This is a genomic window from Thermoflexus hugenholtzii (assembly GCF_018771565.1).
Lineage (GTDB): Bacteria > Chloroflexota > Anaerolineae > Thermoflexales > Thermoflexaceae > Thermoflexus > Thermoflexus hugenholtzii_A.
In genome coordinates, this window is record NZ_CP076326.1 from 1619368 (window position 1) to 1641657 (window position 22290).

The window sequence follows — 22290 nt, forward strand, 5'->3', positions numbered from 1 at the left end:
ATTTCGGGCCGGGCAGCGCAGGCGACGTCGAAGGAATGCGACCCCAGAAGGCCTTCGGCCGACGGTCGGCCTGATGCGTCGAATGAATTCGACCTCAGAAAGCCTCCGGCCAACGGTCGGCCTGCGCCGACCGAAAAAGCACCCCCCGCGTCGGCGAAGGCCGACGCCCGGCGCGCAAGCGCCTCAGAAGGCCGATTTCAATCGGCGCAAAAGCCTCCGGCCGACGGTCGGCCTGATGCGTCGAATGAATTCGACCTCGGAAGGCCTCCGGCCGACGGTTGGCCTGCGCCGACCGAAAAAGCACCCCCCGCGTCGGCGAAGGCCGACGCCCGGCACCCAAGCGCCCTGGAAGGCTGATTTCAATCGGCGCAAAAGCCTCCGGCCAACGGTCGGCCTGCGCCGACCGAAAAAGCACCCCCCGCGTCGGCGAAGGCCGACGCCCGGCGCGCAAGCACCTCAGAAGGCCGATTTCAATCGGCGCAAAAGCCTCCGGCCAACGGTCGGCCTGCGCCGACCGAAAAAGCACCCTCCACGTCGGCGGGAAGGCCGACGCCCGGCGCGCAAGCGCCTCAGAAGGCCGATTTCAATCGGCGCAAAAGCCTCCGGCCGACGGTCGGCCTGATGCGTCGAATGAATTCGACCTCGGAAGGCCTCCGGCCGACGGTTGGCCTGCGCCGACCGAAAAAGCACCCCCCGCGTCGGCGAAGGCCGACGCCCGGCACCCAAGCGCCCTGGAAGGCTGATTTCAATCGGCGCAAAAGCCTCCGGCCAACGGTCGGCCTGCGCCGACCGAAAAAGCACCCCCCGCGTCGGCGAAGGCCGACGCCCGGCGCGCAAGCACCTCAGAAGGCCGATTTCAATCGGCGCAAAAGCCTCCGGCCAACAGTCGGCCTGCGCCGACCGAAAAAGCACCCTCCACGTCGGCGGGAAGGCCGACGCCCGGCGCGCAAGCGCCTCAGAAGGCCGATTTCAATCGGCGCAAAAGCCTCCGGCCGACGGTCGGCCTGCGCCGACCGAAAAAGCACCCTCCACGTCGGCGGGAAGGCCGACGCCCGGCACCCAAGCGCCCTGAAAGGCCGATTGAAATCGGCCTGTGGGGCCCTGCACGGGTCCGGGCGGCGATCATCGACGGCGGGGTTCGGAGGTCGAGCGGGTCGAGGGTGCGGTTCCGGGCAGCGGCGGGGCGCCGGGGCGGCCGTGGCAGTGCTTGTATTTCTTGCCGCTTCCGCACGGGCATGGATCGTTGCGCCCGATGGCGCGGGAGGCCGGCTCCGCCTGCACGCGGGCCCGGGCTCCCGGGGCGCTCCGGCGTTCCCGGGCCAGGGCCTGGCCCGCGGGCACGATCAGGAAGAGCCGGCGCACCGTCTCCGCGCGGATGTTGTTCAGGAGATCCTGGAACATCTCGAAGGCCCGGCGCTTGTATTCGACCAGGGGATCCCGCTGACCGAAGGCCTCCAGGCCGATGCCCTGCCGCAGGTTCTCGATGGCCGTGAGATACTCCACCCAGAGCTGGCCGATCAGGCTGAGGAGCAGATGACGGGCCGCCGCCGAGAAGGCCCGGCGTCCGAAGAACCGGAGGGCCTCCTCCTGAAGCGCGGGGTCCCACTGGCGGAAGGGAACCTCCGCCACCGCCTCCCAGCGCGCCTCTCCCAGCCAGGCCTGAAGGCTGAGACGGGCCGCTTCCTCCAGATCAACCGGCCGCTGATCCGCCACGGAGGCCCATGTCGTCCGGCCCAGCTCCTCTTCCCGAGCCTCCAGGACCCCGTGCAGGTGCTCCAGGATGCGGGGGCCTCGCTCCGCCTCCGGGATCTCCTCGAACAGCCTTCCGGCCAGATAGGACAGCGGGAAGACCACCTGGGCGTAGGTGACCCGTTGATGGGTCCGCGCGTCGAAAGCGGTCTGGCGGGTGAACTGGGCCTCCCACAGGGCCTGGGCCAGGGTCGTTGCATCCCGTTGCCCGTTCAGGCGCTCCGTCAGGAGCCCCTCGGCTTCCCGCAGATGCGCCTCCAGGCGCGCCTGGGCTTCGGCCTGCACGCCCTCCCGGATGATCTCCGCCAGCTCCTCCCAGGAGGATTCCAGAAGATCGGCCTCGTTCAGGGTGAAGCCGATCCCAACCCGGCGGGCGGCGGCGGCCATGGCCTGCATCCGCAGAGTCCGATGGCCGGCCTCCCGCACCGCTTCGGTCAGGGCCGCTCGCACCTCTTCCGGCCTCGCTGCTCGCATTCCCTCCAGACGGATCTCCAGGCCGGTGAGCTCCCGCACTCGCTCCAGGAGGCTTCGGAGGCTCGGGGCCTGGCCGCTCTCCTGGCTCTCCTGAAGCCAGTCCTCGAAGGCCCGCTCGGCGGTCTCCACCCAATCGGAGAGGGCCTGGTGGCTGCGATCGGCGACCGCCTGGACGGCGCGGGCGGCGGCCTCGGCCCAGTGGGCGGCGGCCGCCCGGGCGGCCTCCTGCAACAACGCCATCGCCTCCGCCGGGACCTCCCCATCCGGCTTCAGGCGCTCCAGGAGCAACGCCAGGCCGAAAGAAGGCAGGAAGCGCCCATCGCCCAGCACCATCGGGGGCTGGATGCTGTCCAGCCACTCGATGACCTTCCACCCCTCCCCGGGCTTCATCTGCCGGAGGCGGCGATCCACCTCCGCCTCCACCATCGCCCAGAGGTCATCGTGCAGATCGTCCCGCAGGAGCAGCCGCAGGCGCTGGCTGTAGATCAGCTCCCGCTGGCGGTTGAGGACGTCGTCGTATTCCAGGAGATGCTTGCGGATGTCGAAGTTGTAGCCCTCGACCCGCCGCTGGGCTTCCTCGATGGTTTTGTTCAGCCACGGGTGCTCCAGGGGCTCGTCCTCATCCTCCCACACGCGCTCCATGAAACGCCGCAGCCGGTCCCCGGCGAACCGCCGCAGCAGGTCGTCCTCCAGGGAGAGATAGAAGCGGGAGGACCCTGGATCTCCCTGGCGGCCGGCGCGGCCGCGCAGCTGGTTATCGATGCGGCGGGCCTCGTGGCGTTCGGTGCCGATGATGTGGAGGCCTCCCAGGGCCTTCACCGTGCGCTCCCCCTCGATGTGCTCCAGGAAGCGCCGCACTGCCTCCCCATACAGGCCGTATTGGGAGGGATCCAGACGGCGCAGGGCCTCCGCCCGCTCCTCGAAGGTCATCTCGTAGGGGTTGAAGCCAGCCCGGCGCAGGACGCGGTTGACGTCCCCCAGCACCTCCTCGGGGAGCTCCCCGCCCAGCTTGATGTCCACGCCGCGCCCGGCCATGTTGGTGGCGATGGTCACCGCTCCCACCCGACCGGCCTGGGCGATGATGCGGGCCTCCCGGTCATGATGGCGGGCGTTGAGGACCTCATGGGGGATCCCCCGCTCCAGGACCCGCCGCAACCGATCGATGTCCTCCACGCCCCACAGGGCGGCCAGGCGCTCCAGGTTGGCCGGGGCCATCGGGTCGGGGTCCAGCCCCAGGTTTCGCGCCCAGGAGCGCAGCTTCCCGAGGGGGAGCTGCTCCGGCGGCTGGCCGAGAAGGGCCCGCTCCTCCTCCGAGAACTCCCCTTTCGATCCTGTCTCGCCGCGCCGCAGGGCGTCTTTCACCAGATCGACCAGGGCCAGCCAGCGCAGACCCTCCCCCTGCAGGCGCTTGCTCAGGTAGTCCGAGGCCTCCACGGAGGTCGTGCCCACCAGGACCGGCCGGCCCAGGGTGTGCATGCGGACGATCTCGCGGAGGATGGCGCGGTGCTTGGCCTCCTTCGTGCGATAGATCACGTCGGGGTGATCGATGCGGATCATCGGGCGGTGGGTGGGGATGACCACCACGTCCAGCCCGTAGATCTTCTGGAACTCCTCCGCCTCGGTAGCCGCGGTGCCGGTCATGCCGGCCAGCTTCTCATACATCCGGAAGTAGTTCTGGATGGTGATGGTGGCGTAGGTGACGTTCTCCGGACGGATGGGGACGCCCTCCTTGGCCTCGATGGCCTGGTGGAGGCCGTCGGACCAGCGGCGGTCCGGCATGAGGCGGCCGGTGAACTCGTCGATGATCACCACCTGGCGCCCCTGCACGATGTAATCGCGGTTGCGATGGTAGAGGAACTGGGCCTTGAGGGCCTGCTCCAGGTGGTGGATCATCTTCATCTGCTCGGGGGTGAGCTCCTCGGGCCGCTCCGGGTCGAAGAGCGGCTTGCCGATGAGCTGCTCCACCCGGTCGTAGCCGGAATCCGTCAGGTGGACCGTGCGGTGCTTCTCATCGATCTCGTAGTCCCCAGGTCGCAGCTGGCGGACGATCTGGGCCCAGCGGATGTATTCCTCCGTCGCTTCCTCCGCCGGCCCGCTGATGATCAGCGGCGTCCGCGCCTCGTCGATCAGGATGTTGTCCACCTCGTCCACGATGGCGTAGCGGTGGGGGCGCTCCAGCCGCTGCACCCGGGCCTCCAGGGTGAAGGCCATGTTGTCCCGCAGGTAATCGAAGCCGAACTCATTGTTCGTCCCGTAGGTGATGTCGGCGAGATACGCCTCCTTGCGCGAGACCGGGCGCAGCTGGGCGAAGTCCTCCTTCCCCCCGGTGTAATCCGGGTCATACAGATAGGCGTTGCCTTCCCCCGCCTGCAGCAACCCGACCCGGAGCCCCAGCAGGTGGTAGATCGGGCCCATCCAGCGGGTGTCGCGCCGGGCCAGGTAATCGTTGACGGTGACCAGGTGGGCGCCCAGGCCCAGCAGGGCGTTCAGATACAGGGGGAGGGTGGCCACCAGGGTCTTCCCTTCGCCCGTCTTCATCTCGGCGACCTTGCCGAAATGCAGGGCGATGCCGCCCAGCAGCTGCACGTCGTAATGGCGCAGCCCCAGGGTCCGCTTGGAGGCCTCGCGGACGGCGGCGAAGGCCTGCGGGAGGAGCTCCTCCAGGACGGCCTCCTCCGCCTGACGCAGCTCGGAGAGGCGCTGGCGGACCTCGTATTCGAGCTGGGTGCGCCGCTGGGGGTCGCGCTCCACCAGCCAGGCGAGGTGGGCCCGGCGGTAGGCCTCTCGATGATGGGAGATGGCCTCGGCGATGCGCGACCGGAATCGGTCGGTCATCGCCCGCAGCTCAGCGTCCGTCAGGGCCTCGAACTCCGGCTCCAGGCGGTTGATGGCCTCCACCAGAGGCGCCCAGCGCCGCAGCCAGCGCTCCGACGGCTCGCCCAGGATCTTCCCCAGGATTTGCTTGAGCATCGTCTCCTCTCAGCGCTCCGGAACATCCGAATTGAGCCAGGAGCCCCCTTCCCCGCCCGCCCCGCGGGCCGGTCCCGGGGCTCTTCCTTAAGTTTAAACCGGATCGCAGGAAGAGAAGGAACTCCGGTGCCCGAACGGAAGGGCCATGCGGCTCCCCCGGAGAGCACCTTCCCGGGCCGTATTTCTAACTCTTGATATACGGCGATCCAACGCCGTTGTTTTTCTAAGATCCCTAAGAGATCGCTCGAGGAGACAGGCCGGCGCTCCCGGTCCTCGAACCCCTCCCAGGAGGCGCGCATGCTGCGCACGGTGTGCTCGCTGATCATGGTGGTGGGAGCGGCCTACCTGATCCTGGTCGTAGGTTCCAGAGGCCCGCGGACGAACGCCCGGACGCTCTGGGTGGACGATGACGGCACGGTGGGGGCGGCCGCCGCTTCCTGTGACGGCCCTGATCCGGCTTACATCCGCATCCAGGCGGCCATCGAGGCGGCCGAGGATGGCGATGAGATCCGGATCTGCCCCGGGGTGTATCGGGAACAGATCACCATCCGTCGGAATTACCTCACCGTCCGCTCTGTGGACGGATCCGCGGTGGATGCCAGCCCCGATACGATCCTGCTGCCGGAGGAGCTGGACCCGGCCGGGGTGTGGATCCTGGGGGACGGCAACGTCCTGGAGGGGCTGGTGATCCAGGACACGGCCGCTGGCCCGCCCCATCCCGGCCATCTTCACCAGCTCATCCGGGTGGGGGGCGATCGCAACACGGTCCGCCGCAACCGCCTCATCGGCCGGGGGCCAGCGGGCCCTGCGGATATCGGGATCGAGGTGCATGGAGGGGATGTCGGCAACGGGGTGGCGGAACGCAACGAGATCGTCGAGAACGAGATCCTCAACGTCTTCGGCCACGCCCTCCGGGTCCAGAGCCTGGCCCGCGATCGGGCCGCCTACTGGACGGTCGTCACGGGCAACCGGATCCACGATAACCCCGGGAACGGCATCACAGTGGACCGCTCGCCGGCCACGCGGGTGGAACGCAACGTCCTGTCCCGCAATGGGGTAGCCCTGGTCTTCCATAGCGAGCCCTCGTTCCCGGCCATCGAGACGGTGTTCCGGTGCAATCAGGTGGTTGGCAATCGCGCGGGGGCTCGGAATACAGCGACGGATGGTTCGGTGATGCGAGCAGAGTATAACTGGTGGGGGAATGAGGACGGCCCGCGCCATGATCTGCGGAACTCGGGGGGAGGCGGGGATGCGGTGGGGGACAACGTGGCGTTCCGGCCCTGGCTGACCGCCCCGCCGGAAGGGACCTGTCCTCTGCTGCGGGTGCGCATCGACGTGATGCCGGGGGACGCAAGCAACCGGATCCGTCCCGCCAGCCACACCCTGATCCCGGTGGCCCTTCTCTCTGGTCCGAGCTTCGCCCCGCTGGCTGAGGTCGATCGGGACCGCCTGCGTTTGGGGGCCACGGGCGGGGAGAGCCCTGTGGTCGGCTGCAACAGTCTGGCCGGCGACCTCAACGGCGATGGGATTGGGGACCTGGTCTGCTACTTCCGGTCGGAGCTCACCGGCCTGGGGCCGGACCACCGGGTCGCCCGGCTCCAGGGCCAAACCCTGGAAGGGATCGCCATAGAGGGCCAGGATGCTGTGGAGATCCTCCCATAACTGTAAGGCGCATCTCTGAGCACCAAGAAGGCGATTCGAAAGAGGGCGTGCCGAATCCGAGAACGGTTATCGAAGAGCCTGACCGCTTTGGGCATCCATCCAGCGCACCGCTTCGAGGGGGAAGGACAGCCAGAGGATTTGACCCGGCTCCACCGTGCGTCCCGTAGGCAACGTCAGCTTCAAGGTCTGGGAGCCCAGGTAGGCGGTCACCAGCAACTGAGCCCCCAGGGGCTCCACGACCGAGACCGTGACGGGGAGCGTCCCTGGCTGCGGGGACGCTTCGATGCGGATGTGCTCCGCCCGGATGCCTAGCAACAAGGGTTGTTGGGAGGCGACCCCGGGGATCTCGGGCATGGGAAAGCGATGTCCTTCCAGGACGAAACTCCACCCACCCTCGTTATTCTCTGCCACCCCGCGCAGGAAATTCATAGGCGGGTTCCCGATGAACCCGCCCACGAAGACCGTGGCCGGGGCTTCGTAAATCCGCATGGGAGTGTCGACCTGGACGATCTCTCCTTCGCGCATTACAGCGATACGATCGCCCAGGCTCATCGCCTCCACCTGATCGTGGGTCACATAGATGATCGTCATCCCCGTCTCCTGGTGGAGCCGTTTCAGCTCCGCCCGCGCGTGCAACCGCAACAGCGCATCCAGATTGCTGAGGGGCTCATCCATCAGCAATACATCCGGCTGCATCACCAGGGCCCGGGCCACCGCGACCCGCTGCCGCTGACCACCGGAGAGCTGGGCGGGATAGCGGTCGAGCAACTCCGTCAGTTGCAACATCGTCGCGGCTCGCTCCACCCGCCGCCGCACCTCCGTCTCCGGAACCCGCCGCATGCGCAGCCCGAAGGCGATGTTGTCGTAAACCTTCATGTGCGGGAAAACAGCATAGCTCTGGAAGACCATGGCGATGTTTCGACGGCGGGGAGGCAGTCCGGTGACCTCTCGATCTCCAATGAAGATGCGACCGTGATCCACCCGCTCCAGGCCGGCGACACAACGCAACAGAGTCGTCTTGCCACATCCGGAGGGTCCCAGCAGCACAAAGAACTCTCCGTCTTCGATCGTCAGGGAGACGTCGCGCAACGCGATGACCTTCCCGAAGGCCTTCCGGATCCGCTCCAGACGCACACGTGCCATGTGGTCTCCACTCCCGGATATGGGGCGCCAGCTCAGCGGCTGACGACCCCCCAAAGATTAAAGAGATAACGCCGGATGATGAGGAGGATGATCATGGCGGGGGCGACCATGAAAAAGCCCCCGGCGAACCGGAAGTAGAGGGGCGATTCGTTGAGGACCGTGAGGACCAGGGCCGGCAACGTCCGTTGTCGCAGGGTCAGGATGGTGGCGGCGAAGACCTCGTTCCATGAGATCACGAAAGTGAAGAGGCTGGCCGCGGCCAAGCCGGGCAGAGCCAGGGGCAGGGAGACCCGGAGAAAGGCGGAGAGTGGGCTGCAGCCCAGGGTCATGGCCGCCTCCTCCAGATCGCGGGGGATCGCCATGAACACGCTGGAGGTGATCAGGATGACGAAAGGGAGGGCCATGGCGGTATGGACCAGGGCCACCGCCCATGGCGTATCGTAGAGGCCGATGCGAATGAAGGTAACCGCCAGGGGGATGGAGAGGATGGCCATCGGAAACATCCGGGTCATCAGGATCCCCATGCGCACCGCCTCCCGTCCCGGGAAGAGAAAGCGAGCCAGGGCATATCCAGCCGGCGCCCCCAGGGCCAGGGACAGGATCATCGTGAGCAGGGCAACCACCACGCTGTTGCGCGTGGCTGTCAACGTCCCCGTGGCGTTCACGAAGAACCGCATGGTCTCCACCGAGAACTCCAGCGGAAGCAGGGGACGTGGCCAGCGATACACGGCCATGCGCGGGCTGAAGGCCAGCAGCCCGATCAGGTAGATCGGGGCCAGCACCCACAGGGCCAAAAGCGAAGCTCCTCCATACCAGAGCAGGTCCGCGATCCGGGATCGCCCCTTCATCGCCCCATCTCCTCCGGGCGCACCCGCAGGACGTAGAGATAAAAGCCGGTCACCAAGGCGGACAGGGCCAGGATGATCAGAGAATACGCAGCGGCCACATGGGGGTTATGGGCCCCCGCATACCAGGCATAGGCCTCTGAAGCCAGGACCGGGAGGATCCCCCCACCCAGGGCCACCACCACGGCGAAGGTCTGGAAGGCGAAAAGGGTGCGGATGATCAAGGCCGCCTGCAGGCTGGGCCGCAGCAAGGGCAGGACCACGTAACGCAGTTTCTGAACCAGGTTCGCGCCGAAGACCTCAGCCGCCTCCCAGTATTCGCCCAGGATCATCTGCAATCCCGCCACCAGCGTGACCATCACGATGGCCGTGGCCCTCCACACCTCCGCGATCACCACCGCCAGGAGAATGCCGATCGGATGCTCATACGAGAGAAAGATGATGGGACGCTGGATCAATCCCAAAGCGCGCAGAATGACGTTGAGATATCCCCGCTCGGTGAAGACGGCCAGCCAGACCAGCCCCGCAGCCAGCTCCGAGATGGCCAGCGGGATCGCATACACGTAAAGGAAAAATCCGGCGCCGCGGCGCCGGGATTGCGCGATTAAGGCCATGATCAAGGCCAGAACCAGCTGCAGGGGGATCACCAGGGCGATCAGCACCAGCGTGTTGCGCAGGGCGGGCATGAAGCGGGTGTCCGCCAGCATGCGGCGGAAGGGCTCCCCGGACCAGGAGCCATCCGGGGCCTGGACGGCCAGCAACAGAGCCTGGACGCTGGGGAGAGCGATGAACAGCCCCAGGAAGAGGATGGCCGGCATCAACAGCGCCAGCGGCAATCCGATCTCGGCTTTCCGCCACCGACTCACCGCCGCCTCCCCGAAGGTCGGGAGGCAGACCCTCAGCCTGCCCCCCGACCGCGATCTCCGGGATCACCGCACCTGGCATGGTCCGGTGCTGGGCGGATCCGGCGGCCAGCAGGCGGCGCCGGTCTCGTTCAGGATCGCCTGCAGCTTGGCCGCCTCCTCCCGAAGCACCTTTTCGATATCCTCACCCTTTAACACAATGCGCTCCAGGGTGTCCCGGTTGACCTTGTTGAACTCGCCGGCCTTGCCGCCCAGGCCCACCGGCAACAGCGCCGGGATCGCATCCGGCGCCCCGGATTGCTTGACGACCGCCTCGCCTTCGATCCGGACATGAGCGGGCATATCCGCCGGCATGGGGACGTCCAGGACCGGGAAGAAGGCGACCTCGCGGAGAATGGTCAGCTGGGTCTCCGGCCGCGTGAGGAACTCGATCAACGCCTCCGCTCCTTCCCGGTTCGGCGCGCCTTTCACGATCCCGAGGCAGGCCAGCACCGGCATGAAGCCCCGCCCCTTGGGGCCCGCGGGCGCGGGGGCCGCGATGAAGTCACCCGGCCGCTCCTTGAAGGCGTTCACCAGCCGGGCCGTGTGATCCCAGGCGATCCACACCTCCTCGGCCAGCAACGGCTCCTGCATGAAATCATAGGTGGTGGATTGCGGGTTGACGTGCTCCCAGAGAGCCTTGAAGGACTTCCACATCTCCACCGCTTCCGGGCTCTTGTAAGTTGTGACGAAGGCGCCGGTGTAAGATGGATACAGATAGCCCTGGACGAAGCGATGGATCAGGCCCTTGGGACCCAGGGGGAACCCCAGACGGCGCTCCCCTGTCGCCTTATGGATGTTCTCCCCCCACTGCCGGAGCTGATCCCAGGTCAGGGCGTTGACATCTGCGCCCGCGGGCAGGTAGTCCAGCGCCTTCTTGTTGATCGCCAGGATATAAGTGGCTTGCATCCACGGGATGCAATATTGACGATCCGTGCCCAGCTTCCCCAGCTCCACGAACTGGGGGATCATCGGGCGATCCTTCAGGCGCTCCATCAGTGGGGTGAGATCCTCCAGGGCGTTGTCCCTGAGGAGCGTGACGAAGTTGCCATGCAACGCCCCCACCACATCCACCGTCACCTTGCCCGCCTGGATCTCCGCGCGGATTCGATCGTGGAAGGGACCTTCGTCCTCCGGGATGAACTCCACAGGGGCGCCGAAGGGTTTGAGGATCACGTTGCGCATCTTCTCCGCCTCCTCCACCGGCCGCAGCTGGGTGGAGAGGAAGAGGACCGGTTTGGGCGGCGGGGTGGGTGTGGGCGGAGAAGGCGTGGGGGAGGGCATAGCCGGCGGAGGCGGAGCGGTGGGAGTCGGCGTGGGAGGTGCCACCGGCTGACAGGCGAGGGACAGGGTGAGGGCGACCGTGAAGAGAGCCCAGAGCCTTCGAGCGCGCATGATCCACCTCCTGATCGTTCAATCTGGGAACGGATGGCTTTCCGGCAACATATAACCCGTGAGGGCAGCGATCCGCTCCGCCGCCCTCGGGACCGCCGCTTCCAGCGGACGACGGCCAAGCAACACGTCCTCCACCAGTGCCTGCCATTCCTCCGAAACCCGGGCGTAAGCCGGTATGGAAGGGCGCGGCCGCCCCTGCTCCACCCAACGCTGCGTCCGCGCCAGGAACCCTTCTCGCTCCCCAGCCAGATGGGAGAGGGCATGGATCCAGGGAGGATGGCGCCCGGTCATGCGGGCGAACACCCGCAAGGGCTCCCCCTCCACGGCCTGCCGCAACAACGCCAGAGCCTGCTCCGGATGGCGAGATTGGCGATAGATCCCAAAAGCCATGCCCCCCATCAGGCCGGCCGGACGTCCGTGCGGTCCCGCCGGAATAGGGACGACTCCCAGTCGCTCCAGGAAGGTCGCTTCGTCCCATCCGGCCGCCTGCCGGATCAAATCCGCCTCATAGGTGCCCCCCACCGCCATCACCACCCGTCCCTCCGCCAGCCAGAGGGCCGCCTGCTCCCGATGGAAGGCGGTCACCTCCGGGGGCATCAGCTGGTGTTCCCAGATCAACGCCCGCAGGAAGGCCAGCGTCTCATAAGTGGCCGGCTGATCCAGCAGGACCCAACCCCCACTCACCAGCTCGCCCCCATTCGACCAGAGGAAGGGAAGGGTTTGATAGGTGGTGGTCTCGCCACCCGTCCGGCCGGCCACCATCGCCAGCGGATAAGGGCCCAGGCCGTAACGTCGGCGGACCTCCGGTTGTCGAAAATGAGCCCCTACCCGGAGCAGATCCTCCCAGGTGGTCGGTGGGCGCAGCCCTTCCGCCTCCAGCAGATCCCGCCGCACCCACAGGACGCTGACATCCATGCTGATGGGGATCCCATACAGGTGTCCTTCGAAGACCCACGCGGAGCGGGGGCCCGGCATCAGCGCGGCCAGCGCCTGGGTCTCCCAAGCCGGATCGATCTCCCCAACGGCTCGTAGATAGCGAAGGGCTACGAACTCCGCCAGCCACGCGGAATCCAGGATAGAAAGATCGGGAGCCTCGCCGTTCCCCACTGCCTCCATCAATGCCCCACGCAACTGCAGAAAAGGGACCTGCTCCACGGCCAGCTCCATCGGCTGGTCTGGATGCAGCTGATTCCAGCGGGCGACAGCGAGATCCAGGGGGATCCGCCAGCGGGGATGGGAGATCACCACCCGCAACACCAATGGACGGCTCGCCCCCCCGTTTCGAGGGGCAACAAAGGTGCCCCGCCCCCGCTGACGGAGGATCAGGCCCTCCCGCGCCAGATCCTCCAGGGCCTGACGGATCGGCGCCCGGCTGATCCCATAACGGGCGCAAAGCTCCGCTTCCGTGGGCAGACGATCCCCTGGCCGGAGCCGACCCTCCAAGATCTCCGACCGCAGGAGCTGCTTCAGCTGCTCGTGAAGCGGGATCCCCAGGGCGGGATCCAGCCGCCGACGCGCCCCCATTCCCCATCCTAACGCCTAAGTTTGTTATAATGATATATAAAATTCTGAGGTTGTCAAGGAAACGGTGGAGTGGGTCCTCGCGCCTCCGCGCGTTCCAATCCGGCTGGAGCTCATCGACAGGAGGACTTGATGATTCACCAGGACTTGCGACCGGCGGCAGAGGAAGTCTTGCGGCGCAACGATCGCGGGGCCTTCACCGCCCCTTCCCCCCGGCAGTATCCCCACCTCTGGCTGTGGGACGCGGGGTTCGCCGCCCTGGGCTGGGCGGCCTTAGGGGATTTCGAGCGGGCTTACCGGGAGATCCGCGCCGCCCTCCGGGGGCAGTGGCGCAACGGGATGCTCCCCCATGTGGTCTTCTACGAGTGGCCCAGTGCCTATTTTCCGGGCGCCGATGTCTGGCGCTCCGATCTGGCCGCAGAAGCGCCGGCGGAGCTCCCCACCTCCGGCATCACCCAGCCCCCGGTCCTGGCTTTCGTGGTCGAGATCCTGACCCGCCATGATCCGGATCGCGGGCGCGCGGCGGCCTTCCGCCGGGAAGCCTTCCCCGCGCTCCGCGCCTATCACCGGTGGCTCCACATCCTTCGGGACCCCCAGGGCATGGGCCTGAGCCTTCTCGTGCACCCCTGGGAGTCCGGGATGGACAACAGCCCCCTGTGGGACGCGGCCCTGGCCCGGGTGCCGGTGGGGGATCTGCCGCCCTATCGCCGGGCCGATGCCCGCTGGGTGCCCGAGGAGCAGCGGCCTCGCTCCGCCGACTACGACCGCTTCCTGGCCCTCATCCTCCACCTGCGATCGCATTGCTACGGGGAAAGCGGCGTCCGAACCTCCCCCTTCCGGGTCTATGACGTTCTGTTCAACGCCCTTCGCCATCGCTCGGAGGAAGCCCTCCTGGCCATGGCAACGGCGCTCGGGGAGCCGACCGGGGAGATCGAGGGGTGGCTGGCGCAAGGCCGCGCCGCCTTTCAGGCCTATCTATGGGATCCGGCGCGCGAATTCTTCCTGGACTGGGACGCGGTGGCCGAGGCTCGGATCCCGGTGATCGCGGCGGGCGGGTTCCTGGCCCTCTACGCGGGCCTGGCCACCCCGGAGCAGGCCCGTGAGATGGTGGCGCGCTATCTCACGAACCCGGAGGCCTTCGCCCCGGACGGCGGGACGCGCTATCGGGTGCCCACGGTGAGCAAGGCGGAGCCGGGTTGGGAGCCCCGACGCTACTGGCGAGGGCCGATCTGGATCAACCTCAACGCCCTGATCGCCCACGGCCTGCGGCGCTACGGGTTCACCGATCTGGCCGAGCAGATCCGCGCCGACACCTTCGCCCTCGTCGCTCGCTCAGGGTTCTGGGAATACTACGACCCCCGCACCGGGGAAGGGCTGGGGATCGAGGGATTCACCTGGTCCGCCGCCCTGATCCTCGCCTGGGACCTGCTGGAGGTCCCCGAAACAAGGTAGGGGCGACCGGCTGGTCACCCCTACGCCTCCCTACCATCCCGCCCCGGAACCTGCAAGATGCGGGGAGGGCACGGAGGGTCGGTCAAAGACGATATGGGAGCCGGGGGCCATTTCCTTGTGGCGGGTCAGGGGACGGAACAGGGAGGCCAGGATCCCCTGCTCGCGCTCCGGCATGCCGGTGGCGAGGGGCTGCCCCAGCGGATCGAAGACGGCGGCCGAGGGGCCGGGCTCCCCAAACAGTGGGGACGCCCGCACCAGGAAGACCCGGTTCTCATCCGCCCGTGTCCGGGCGAGGAGATCGTCGGTCGCCCGGCGGGCGGAGGGGAACCAGATCAGCAGCTCCGCGCCCTGCGCCATCAGGCTGCGGGCGATCTCCGGCGCCCAGATCTCCTGCGATCCCAGCACCCCGAGGCTGCCCCATGGCGTCTCCAGCGCTCGCGGTGGCTCCCCCACGCGGTGGCGGGCGATCTCCTGCCCACGGTCGATGAGATGGATCCCCACGCGACCCTCATCCGCCAGGGGAGCGATCAGGGCGCAGGCCAGCCGGGCGCTGAGGGCCTGGAGGGCATCGAGGGCTGTCGCCTGCTGATAGGCCGGAGCGCGCTCCCATCCCTCCGGGATGCCGGGCAGGATCAGAAGGGAGGCCCCCTGGCGGGTCAGGCGCTCCCCCAGCTCCTCCACCCGTCGCCGCCACGCCTCCGGATCCTCATAGGGCTTCAGCTGGAGGACGCCCACCCGGAGATACATCGAATCCGCCGGGATCGGCTCCCGGAGCCGCCGGGCCACCGGGAGCGCCTCCCCCGGCGTGTTCCACCACGGAGCGGACGCGGAGGGCCGCGCGCGGGGGCCGGGCGCCGTCGCCAGATCGACCTCCGCCAGCACGATCTCCTCGCGATCCGGGCTCCCCAGCGCCCGATAGGCGCCGTCCGGCCCCACCACGCCGCTTCGTCCGCAATAGAGGATGCTCTCGGCCTCCGCCCCCACCTTATTCGCCCAGGCGATCCAGAGGCCGTTCTCCAGGGCCCGGGCGGGCAGGAGGTAGGTCACCTGGGGGTTGGTCCGGGCCTCGGGGGCCCCGGTGGAGGTCACCAGAGCGGTGGCGTCGAGGATCAGGCGGGCACCCTGCATGGCCAGGGCGCGGGGGATCTCCGGCATGCGGGCATCCGCGCAGATCATCAGCCCCACCCGTCCGAAAGGCAGATCGAACACCGGCAGGTCGGAGCCGGGGTCGAACCATTCCCGATCGAAATGCCAGAGGAAGAGCTTGTCGTGGAAGCCCAGGACTTGGCCCTGGGGGTCGAGGAGGGCCATGGAGTTGCGTAGCCGCCTGGAGGGATGGGGGCGGACGAGGCCCACGGCCACATAGGCCCGGTGCCGGCGGGCCTTCTCGCCGAACAGGTGGAGGACCTCCTCCAGCGGGCGGGGCTCGGCGCGATGATAAGCCTCCAGGGAGTGGAGGTAGTAAGCGGGATAAGTGCACTCCGGCAGCAGGATGAGGTCCGGCCGGTGGCGTCCGGCCTCCTCCACGCCCTGCAACGCCCGCTCCAGGGCCTCTTCCGCCCGCTCCAGCCCGAGGGCCTCCAGCTGCACACAGGCGATCCCGAGGCGGGACATTTTCACCTCCTGCGATGCTTTGTATGTGTGGGATCTGTATGCGTGGAATCTTCGATCCGCCCCTCAACAGCCTCCTGGGTCAAGCGCTCACATCCGGGCTCGTTGGATCGGTTCCGGCGACCCGGAGAGATGCAGGCCTTCACTCCAGGATCTCATAAGGGCTTGGGGTGGGCCACTGCGGGAGCAGCCCCATCAGCATGATGCCCGCCACCACGCACAGGCGCACCGGCTCCGTCCCGGTGTTGAACACGCGATGGGCAGTGTTCTCACGGTTGTAGATGGCATCCCCGGCCTCGAACTCGTAACGCTCCCCCTCTGATTCGATGTAACCCCTGCCCTGGAGGACGAAGTAGACCTCCTCGCAGTTATGCCGGTGCAGGGGCGTGTGCGCGCCGAGATCGATCTCCACGATCCCCATAATCAACGTCTTGGTGGGGAAGCCCGTCTCCGGGTAAATCACCTTCCAGTCCCGCACGCCAGGCATGCGCTCCATGGGAGCGCCGCTCAAGAACTCCGAAGGCTTGATCACCACGCGGCGCGTTCCTCCCATCCGGCTACCTCCTGGCAAGTTAAAGGAGAAACGATCTTTACGCGTAGTATTGCATCAAGCAGGCAGAGAGCAAGAAGCCGAGGAGCATCGATTCGAACCGGCTGTGAGACGGGAGCGCCGCATGCTCTCATTGCTTCCTTGATGCCGATGCGGCTTATAGCTCCACAAAATGAGCATCCAGCGATAGACCTTCCGGTGAAGCGCAAGGCCGCGTGGCAACCAGCCGGATCCCGTAAACTGAAAGGCGATCCTTCCGGGGAGGCCTGCGATGTCCCTGGTGCGCTACGAACATCTGAACGGAGAAGAGGCGCGTCAGATCCTGACGGCGCGTCGGCTGGCCATCCTGCCCATCGGAGCCCTCGAGGCCCACGGACCTCACCTCCCGGTGGGCACGGACAATCTGCTGGCCCAGGCCATCGCCGAGCGAGTGGCCGAACAGCTCGGAGGAGTGCTGCTGCCCCTCCTCCCCTATGGCCAGGTCTGGTCCCTTCAGGATTTCCCGGGATCCCTCTCGGTCTCCAACGAGATCCTGAGCGGTCTCCTGGTCGACCTGGGGCTCAGCCTCCAGCGGCAGGGGGCGGCGATCCTGGCCGTGATCAACGGCCACATCGGCAACGGAGCCGCCCTCCAGTCGGCCGCCCGCCGCCTCTACGCCCTCAAAGGTCCCGTGATGTATGTTTTCACCTACCCCGGGCTCGGCGAGGCCGCCGCGCGGATCTGCACCTCCCGTCCCCTGCCCGGCGGCTACTTCCACGCCGATGAGATCGAGACCTCTATGGTCCTCTATGTCGCCCCTGAACACGTGCGTCCAGATCGGATGATCCGGGAGGAACCCCAACTCCCCCCCGACTTCCCCTACCGCCCGGTCCCCTGGACCGAGATCACTCGCACCGGCGTCCTCGGGGACCCCACCCTGGCCACGGCGGAGAAAGGGGCCGCCCTCATAGAGGCCGTCGTCGCCCAAATCGTCCCCGTTCTCCGCCTCGCCCTCCAGCGGCTCGGGTGAAAACGAGAGGGGCGGGCTTTCCGCCCGCCCCTCCCATCCTTCCGCGCAGGCCCAGATACCCCCGAGGGAAGCCTCCGGCCCGGATACCCTCAGCGGCCCAGGATCCGGCCGATGAGGGCGATCAGCAGGGGCCAGAGCACGTAATCCGTGTCCGAGGCCCAGCTGAAGAAATCGCCGATGGCGAACCCCAGCACCGGCCACATCAGCGCCTGCCCCACGCCCATCAGCACCCCGGCCACCACGCCGCCCAGGATGGCCCCAGGGATCCCCCAGTATTTGTTCCCATACACGCCGGCGGTGGCCCCATGGAACCAAACGGACATGGTGGGGGCGAAGATGAAGAACGGATAACGACCCGCGGCGAAGAGGAGGGAGACCAGGACCATGGTCAGCATCCCGATCAGGCCGCCATAGGCCATGGAGACCTGGCCGTAAGGGAAGAAGAGGGGGCAATCGAGGGCAGGGATGGCACCGGGGACGATGCGCTCGGCGATGCCCTTGAAGGAGGGGATCAGCTCGGCGATGATCATCCGCACGCCCATGATCAGGATGGCGAAGCCGGCGGCGAAGTTCAACGCCTGCAGCAGGACCCAGATGATGGGATGCTTGCCCGCCTTGCCCGCCGCCTCCACCACGAAGCTCACGTTCAGGGCGGCCATGATGAGGTAGACCACCAGGAAGGTGGCCGCCATCAGCAGCATGGGCTCCCGCAACCACTCCAGGGCCCTCGGGAAGCGAAGGGCCTCCATGTCCCCCACCTGCCGCTTCCCTCCCCCCGACAGCAGGCGGGACAGCCACGCCGTCGCCAGGACGGTCAGAGAGGAGGAGTGGCCCAGGACGAACCCGCTGCCCTCGTTGACGAAGAGATCGAACCGATGGGTATACCAGGGCTGGATGGTCTGATAGAGGCCGGTGAACAGACTGGCCACGATCACCAGGGCCGCCCCCTCCAGCCCCAGGATATACCGGAAGGCGGAGACGAAGATCACCGCGTTCCAGAAGATGAGATGGCCGGTGAGGTAGATGTACTTAAACCCCAGGCCGCCGAGGAACCGCGTGAGGAGCACGTTGATGAGGAAGGCGAAGAGCATGACCAGGCCGATCTGGATCCCGAGCTCGCTGATGATCTTCTGGGTCCCGATCTGGATCTGGACCGGCGGCAGGCCCAGGGTCTTCCCGGCCAGCTCCCCCAGCGGGAGCAGCGCCTGGACCATCAGGTTGACTCCGGCCAGGAGGATGAGCAGCCCGATGGCCGTCTTGAGGGTCCCGGAGATCGTCCGCTCGACCCGCTCCCGGAGCAGGAGGAAGCCCAGCAAAGCGATCAGCCCCAGGAAGAGGGACGGCTCCTGCATGAACTTCTGGATGAATTCCAGAACAGCGCGCAAGGCCTCCATGGCGACCTCCTATGGGGGATTCTGGATCAGGGACCGCACCAACTCCTTCCATTGCTCGGGGGTTCCCAGGCGCGCGGCCGCTTGCGCGAGCTCGTCGGCCCGCGCCAGGATCTCCGCCAGCTGGCGCAGGAGATCGATATGGGCCGATCGATCGGGGGTCGCAAAAGCGATGAGCACACGAACAGGGTCGTTGTGCGATCCGAAACGGACGCCCTCCCGGACCACCACGAGGGACAGACCCAGGCCGTTGGCCCCATCCTCCGGCCGGGCGTGGGGGATGGCCACCCCGGGGGCAATGGCGATGTAAGGGCCCAGCTCCTGGCAGGTCCGAACCATATGATCCACATACGAAGGCGTGACCAGGCCGTCAGCCGCCAGGAGCTCCCCGCTGATCCGAACCGCCTCCTCCCAGGAGCCCACGCGCTCCAGGATGCGGATGCGCCCGTCCAGGGCTTCCAGGAAATCCACGGGCTTACCCCTCCAGCCGCCGCACGGCGGCCAGCAACTTCTCCTGGATCTCCGCCTTGTTCCCGTAGTTGGTGACCGCCACGATCTCCCGGGCCCGGGCCCGCTGCCGGAACATCTCCGCCAGGTCCGGGCCGGTGACGATGATGTCGGCCGCGATGGTGGGCGCCAGGGTGGCATCGGCCGTCTCCACCACCGCCGGGACGCCCGCCTTTTTCAGGATCTCCTCCACCGTCATCTTCAGGTAAAGGGCGGTCCCGGTCCCCAGCCCGCATGCCGCCACGACCCGGATCGGTGGCTTCCCGCTCACGGTGCACCTCCTCCTGCCCTCCCTGAAGGTTTCGGTGCCTGACGTCCTGGACCGCTTATCCGATGGCCAGCGCCCGCGCCGGGTTGTGGATCAGGAGATCCCGGATCGCCTCCTCCGACACCCCTTCCGAGCGCAGCCACGGGACGAAGCGCAACAGGATATACGTGAGCCCCGGCCCGCCTCCGGTCCCATAGCTGGGCCAGTAGGATTTGCGCGCCATATCCCCGCCCAGCAGGATCTGCTTCCCGTAGCCCTCGGCGATCAGACGCCGGATGAACTCGACCCGGAGGCGATCCGGAGCGTATTTCTCCTTGCTGATCTGGTCGTAGCTCAGGTAAACCCCCGCCCGGGCCAGGGCCAAGTGATACTCCCATTCCATCCGGCGGTCGACGTGCCCGATGATCACCCGGGCCGGATCCACTCCTTCGGACCGCAGGAGGGCCACCTGCTCCAGGCCCATCGTGCCCGCCTCGGTGTGGGTGGAGATGGGCGCTCCGGTGAGGCGATGGGCGATGGCAGCGGCCCGGAAGACCTTCTCCTCGTTCGGCGTGATGCAGTTCAAGCTGCTGCCGGCCTTGATGACCCCGGCCCGGATTCCCGTCCCGTCGATGCCCTCCACGATCTCCCGCACGAACCGATCGGCCAGCTCGTGGACCGAGCGCCCTTCCACCCAGGGGCCGGAGAAGGCCTCCTTGTGGTGGCCGGTGGCCGCGATCAGATACACGCCGGCCGCCTGGGAGATGCGATACAGGGCCTGGACGTCGCGGCCGTAATCGGGTGGGGACATCTCCACCAGCGCCTGCCCGCCCGCTTCCCGGAACCCGCGCAGCTCCTCGATGGCGACGTCCTCGCGGTCCAGGATCAGGTCCGCATCCTCCACCGGGGGCCGGCAGAAGACGTGCTCATGGGCGTAGCAAACCCCCAGGGATTCCGGGGGGATATCGCCGGTCACCGTCCGAATGATCGCCACAGGGCTCCCCTCCGCTTTGGGATCACGGAACGCGCGCCGTCTCGCCGGCGAGGGCCCGGGCCTCCCGGGCCCGGCGGACCAGCTCCTCCTTCCGTCCTCCGCGGATCAGATGGCGATCCGCCAGCCAGGTGCCGGCGCAGGCGAGCACATTAGGCAGGCGCAAGTAATCCCGAAGGTTCTGCGCCTGGATCCCCCCGGTGGGGATGAAGCGAATCTGGGGGAAGACCGGCGCCAGGGCCTCCAGGGCCCGCACCCCGCCCAGGGCCTCAGCGGGGAAGAACTTGAGCACCTCCCACCCCTGCCGCCAGGCGGCCATGACCTCTGAGGGAGTCGCCACCCCCGGGATCAGGAGGACCCCCCGCTCCTGGCACCAGCGTCCCAGCTCAGGTTCCCAGCCTGGGGAGACCAGGAACTCCGCCCCTGCGGCCACCGCCTGCTCCGCCTGCTCCGGGGAGAGGATGGTCCCCGCCCCGATGCGCAGGAGCGGATGGGCCCGCCGCAGATATCGGATCACCGCGGCGGCCGCCGCAGTGCGGAAGGTCACTTCCAGGATCAGGATCCCGGCCTCTTGCAAGGCGTCCGCCAGGATGCGGGCCTCCGCCTCGCTTTCCAGGGTCGCCACCGGGATCACCCGGACCTGGGCCATGGCCTCCAGGATCCCGCCTGATCGTTCCGTCACGGCCTCGCCGTTCATCGGTGGGCCTCCGGGGACCTCTGGAGATGACGGTTCAGGACTTCCGTGGCGGCCCCCTTGTCGGTGATCAGGATGTCGATCAGGCCGCTGCGCAGGGCCGCCAGGATCGCCGGGGCCTTCACTGTCCCTCCGGCCACTGCGATCACACAGGGGATGCGCCGGATGTCCTCCAGGGTGAGGCCGATGGTCCTTCGATCGAAGGGCGTGCTCACCGGGCGCCCGTCCAGGTCCAGATACCGCGCGCAGAGGTAGCCGACGGCGCCCCGCCGGCGCAGCTCCGCCAGGTCCTCCTCCGAAAGGTATCCGGCGCGCTTCAACGAGGAGGCCTCGGCCTGGGTCGTCCCGATGCCCACCAGCAACAGGTCCGCGTTCCGGGCCAGGTCCAGGACCTCCTTGATGGCCCGCTCCTCCAGCAGGCGCTGGGCCACCTCCTCGCGCTCCACCATCACCGGCGCGTGCAGGTAATATCCCTGAGCCCCCAGGGTCTCCGCCATCTTGCGGACGATGGCCGGGGTATCACAGGGCTGACGTCCCCCCAGGGCCCCCAGGCACTGGACGATCCGCAGCCGTGGATACGAGGAAGAAGGAAGCGCCTGGACCACCTCCCACAGGGTGGCCCCCCAGGTGACGGCCACCGTCATCCCGTCCCGGAGGTGGGGGAGCACCTCGAGGGCGGCCAGCTTCCCCAGCTGGCCGAGCAGCTCCCGGTAGGAGGAGTTCTCCGCATCCAGGACGCGGGCGCCTTGCAGGGAGAAGGCCTCCATCAGCTGGCTTTCCAGGTGGGGGACGGTTTTCACCGGCCACTGGATGTGGATCTGGACGATGCGCTTGCGCCGCGCCTCGCTGAGGAGTCGGGAGACCATGGAGCGGCTCAGCCCCAGCCGCCGGGCGATGCGGGCCTGATCCCAGCCGCGCTGGTAATACAGGCTGGCCACATAGGCCAGCAGCTCCTCACGGGTCGGAAACGGAGAAGACGTCCTCCGAGGCATCCCCATCCCACGCGCCGGAAGGATTCCCGCTCACCGCCCGCCAGCCCCAGGCCTCTCTCCGCCTGTTGAGCAAACGTGCGTTTTATGCAACTACGTTCAAAGCGATTATAAACGGGGTTTTCGGGCCTGTCAACCCCTCGGCCCGAGATTGGGGATCGAGAAGGTTGAGAGTCAAAGGAAGGCTT

17 protein-coding genes and 1 pseudogene are annotated in these 22290 nt (G+C 67.5%); 3 read left to right on the top strand and 15 right to left on the bottom strand.

Going from position 1 to position 22290, the window contains the following annotated elements; genetic code table 11:
* Window positions 1-1122 precede the first annotated feature (1122 nt).
* A complete protein-coding gene (locus KNN16_RS15155; RefSeq protein ID WP_369685890.1) occupies window positions 1123-2613 on the bottom strand; it encodes an SEC-C metal-binding domain-containing protein in 1491 nt (496 codons plus the stop codon).
* A pseudogene (locus tag KNN16_RS15160) lies at window positions 2596-5193 on the bottom strand (preprotein translocase subunit SecA); the annotation flags it as partial. The pseudogene KNN16_RS15160 and the gene KNN16_RS15155, both read right to left, overlap by 18 nt.
* 297 nt (window positions 5194-5490) lie before the next feature.
* Between KNN16_RS15160 and KNN16_RS07440 the strand changes: the two are divergent.
* A complete protein-coding gene (locus tag KNN16_RS07440) occupies window positions 5491-6855 on the top strand; it encodes a right-handed parallel beta-helix repeat-containing protein (protein WP_303900514.1) in 1365 nt (454 codons plus the stop codon).
* A gap of 66 nt (window positions 6856-6921) precedes the next feature.
* Here the strand turns inward: KNN16_RS07440 and KNN16_RS07445 are convergent, their stop codons facing one another.
* The 5 genes from KNN16_RS07445 to KNN16_RS07465 all read right to left on the bottom strand — a co-directional run bounded on the left by KNN16_RS07445 (window position 6922) and on the right by KNN16_RS07465 (window position 12664).
* Entirely contained in the window at window positions 6922-7998 is a 1077-nt protein-coding gene (locus tag KNN16_RS07445; RefSeq protein WP_303900516.1) for an ABC transporter ATP-binding protein, read from the bottom strand.
* Between the two features lie 32 nt (window positions 7999-8030).
* A complete protein-coding gene (locus KNN16_RS07450; RefSeq protein ID WP_303900519.1) occupies window positions 8031-8846 on the bottom strand; it encodes a carbohydrate ABC transporter permease in 816 nt (271 codons plus the stop codon).
* On the bottom strand, window positions 8843-9709 hold the full coding sequence (locus KNN16_RS07455; protein WP_303900521.1) for a carbohydrate ABC transporter permease: 867 nt from the start codon (window positions 9707-9709) through the stop codon (window positions 8843-8845). Before KNN16_RS07455 ends, KNN16_RS07450 begins: the two co-directional genes overlap by 4 nt.
* Before the next feature lie 63 nt (window positions 9710-9772).
* Window positions 9773-11140 (bottom strand): ABC transporter substrate-binding protein, encoded by a 1368-nt coding sequence (locus KNN16_RS07460; protein WP_303900523.1) that lies wholly within the window; start codon window positions 11138-11140, stop codon window positions 9773-9775.
* Between the two features lie 18 nt (window positions 11141-11158).
* Entirely contained in the window at window positions 11159-12664 is a 1506-nt protein-coding gene (locus KNN16_RS07465) for an extracellular solute-binding protein (RefSeq protein WP_303900525.1), read from the bottom strand.
* 129 nt (window positions 12665-12793) lie between these two features.
* Between KNN16_RS07465 and KNN16_RS07470 the strand changes: the two genes are divergently transcribed.
* Window positions 12794-14113 (top strand): amylo-alpha-1,6-glucosidase, encoded by a 1320-nt coding sequence (locus KNN16_RS07470; protein WP_303900528.1) that lies wholly within the window; start codon window positions 12794-12796, stop codon window positions 14111-14113.
* A 30-nt stretch (window positions 14114-14143) separates the two neighbouring features.
* On the opposite strand, the gene KNN16_RS07475 is transcribed toward KNN16_RS07470, so the two are convergent.
* Together KNN16_RS07475 and KNN16_RS07480 are read right to left on the bottom strand one after the other, a co-directional pair.
* Window positions 14144-15727, bottom strand: a complete 1584-nt coding sequence (locus KNN16_RS07475) for a carbon-nitrogen hydrolase family protein (protein WP_303900531.1) — start codon at window positions 15725-15727, stop codon at window positions 14144-14146.
* A 139-nt stretch (window positions 15728-15866) separates the two neighbouring features.
* A complete protein-coding gene (locus tag KNN16_RS07480) occupies window positions 15867-16277 on the bottom strand; it encodes a dimethylsulfonioproprionate lyase family protein (protein ID WP_303900533.1) in 411 nt (136 codons plus the stop codon).
* Window positions 16278-16545: 268 nt separating this feature from the next.
* Here KNN16_RS07480 and KNN16_RS07485 point away from each other — a divergent pair, with 268 nt between their 5' ends.
* Window positions 16546-17283, top strand: coding sequence for a creatininase family protein (locus KNN16_RS07485; RefSeq protein WP_303900535.1), 738 nt, complete (start codon window positions 16546-16548; stop codon window positions 17281-17283).
* A gap of 89 nt (window positions 17284-17372) precedes the next feature.
* Here the strand turns inward: KNN16_RS07485 and KNN16_RS07490 are convergent, their stop codons facing one another.
* Genes KNN16_RS07490 through KNN16_RS07515 form a run of 6 tightly spaced genes read right to left on the bottom strand, consistent with a single transcriptional unit; the run spans window position 17373 to window position 22105 of the window.
* Window positions 17373-18677, bottom strand: coding sequence for a PTS transporter subunit IIC (locus KNN16_RS07490; RefSeq protein ID WP_303900537.1), 1305 nt, complete (start codon window positions 18675-18677; stop codon window positions 17373-17375).
* A gap of 9 nt (window positions 18678-18686) precedes the next feature.
* A complete protein-coding gene (locus tag KNN16_RS07495) occupies window positions 18687-19145 on the bottom strand; it encodes a PTS sugar transporter subunit IIA (protein WP_299285266.1) in 459 nt (152 codons plus the stop codon).
* A gap of 4 nt (window positions 19146-19149) precedes the next feature.
* On the bottom strand, window positions 19150-19452 hold the full coding sequence (locus tag KNN16_RS07500) for a PTS sugar transporter subunit IIB (protein WP_299285269.1): 303 nt from the start codon (window positions 19450-19452) through the stop codon (window positions 19150-19152).
* 55 nt (window positions 19453-19507) lie between these two features.
* Window positions 19508-20422, bottom strand: a complete 915-nt coding sequence (locus KNN16_RS07505; RefSeq protein WP_303900540.1) for a phosphotriesterase — start codon at window positions 20420-20422, stop codon at window positions 19508-19510.
* Between the two features lie 22 nt (window positions 20423-20444).
* Window positions 20445-21116, bottom strand: coding sequence for a bifunctional 4-hydroxy-2-oxoglutarate aldolase/2-dehydro-3-deoxy-phosphogluconate aldolase (gene eda, locus KNN16_RS07510; protein WP_303900543.1), 672 nt, complete (start codon window positions 21114-21116; stop codon window positions 20445-20447).
* Window positions 21113-22105, bottom strand: a complete 993-nt coding sequence (locus tag KNN16_RS07515) for a sugar-binding transcriptional regulator (RefSeq protein WP_303900545.1) — start codon at window positions 22103-22105, stop codon at window positions 21113-21115. Before KNN16_RS07515 ends, eda begins: the two co-directional genes overlap by 4 nt.
* Window positions 22106-22290: the final 185 nt, after the last annotated feature.

What these genes read in the sequence shown, in the direction of transcription:
- KNN16_RS15155 (WP_369685890.1), bottom strand. Translation starts at nt 2,613, where the DNA reads ATGAAGCCCGGGGAGGGGTGGAAGGTCATCGAGTGGCTGGACAGCATC.
- KNN16_RS07440 (WP_303900514.1), top strand. Translation starts at nt 5,491, where the DNA reads ATGCTGCGCACGGTGTGCTCGCTGATCATGGTGGTGGGAGCGGCCTAC.
- KNN16_RS07445 (WP_303900516.1), bottom strand. Translation starts at nt 7,998, where the DNA reads ATGGCACGTGTGCGTCTGGAGCGGATCCGGAAGGCCTTCGGGAAGGTC.
- KNN16_RS07450 (WP_303900519.1), bottom strand. Translation starts at nt 8,846, where the DNA reads ATGAAGGGGCGATCCCGGATCGCGGACCTGCTCTGGTATGGAGGAGCT.
- KNN16_RS07460 (WP_303900523.1), bottom strand. Translation starts at nt 11,140, where the DNA reads ATGCGCGCTCGAAGGCTCTGGGCTCTCTTCACGGTCGCCCTCACCCTG.
- KNN16_RS07465 (WP_303900525.1), bottom strand. Translation starts at nt 12,664, where the DNA reads ATGGGGGCGCGTCGGCGGCTGGATCCCGCCCTGGGGATCCCGCTTCAC.
- KNN16_RS07470 (WP_303900528.1), top strand. Translation starts at nt 12,794, where the DNA reads ATGATTCACCAGGACTTGCGACCGGCGGCAGAGGAAGTCTTGCGGCGC.
- KNN16_RS07475 (WP_303900531.1), bottom strand. Translation starts at nt 15,727, where the DNA reads ATGTCCCGCCTCGGGATCGCCTGTGTGCAGCTGGAGGCCCTCGGGCTG.
- KNN16_RS07480 (WP_303900533.1), bottom strand. Translation starts at nt 16,277, where the DNA reads ATGGGAGGAACGCGCCGCGTGGTGATCAAGCCTTCGGAGTTCTTGAGC.
- KNN16_RS07485 (WP_303900535.1), top strand. Translation starts at nt 16,546, where the DNA reads ATGTCCCTGGTGCGCTACGAACATCTGAACGGAGAAGAGGCGCGTCAG.
- KNN16_RS07490 (WP_303900537.1), bottom strand. Translation starts at nt 18,677, where the DNA reads ATGGAGGCCTTGCGCGCTGTTCTGGAATTCATCCAGAAGTTCATGCAG.
- eda (WP_303900543.1), bottom strand. Translation starts at nt 21,116, where the DNA reads ATGAACGGCGAGGCCGTGACGGAACGATCAGGCGGGATCCTGGAGGCC.
- KNN16_RS07515 (WP_303900545.1), bottom strand. Translation starts at nt 22,105, where the DNA reads ATGCCTCGGAGGACGTCTTCTCCGTTTCCGACCCGTGAGGAGCTGCTG.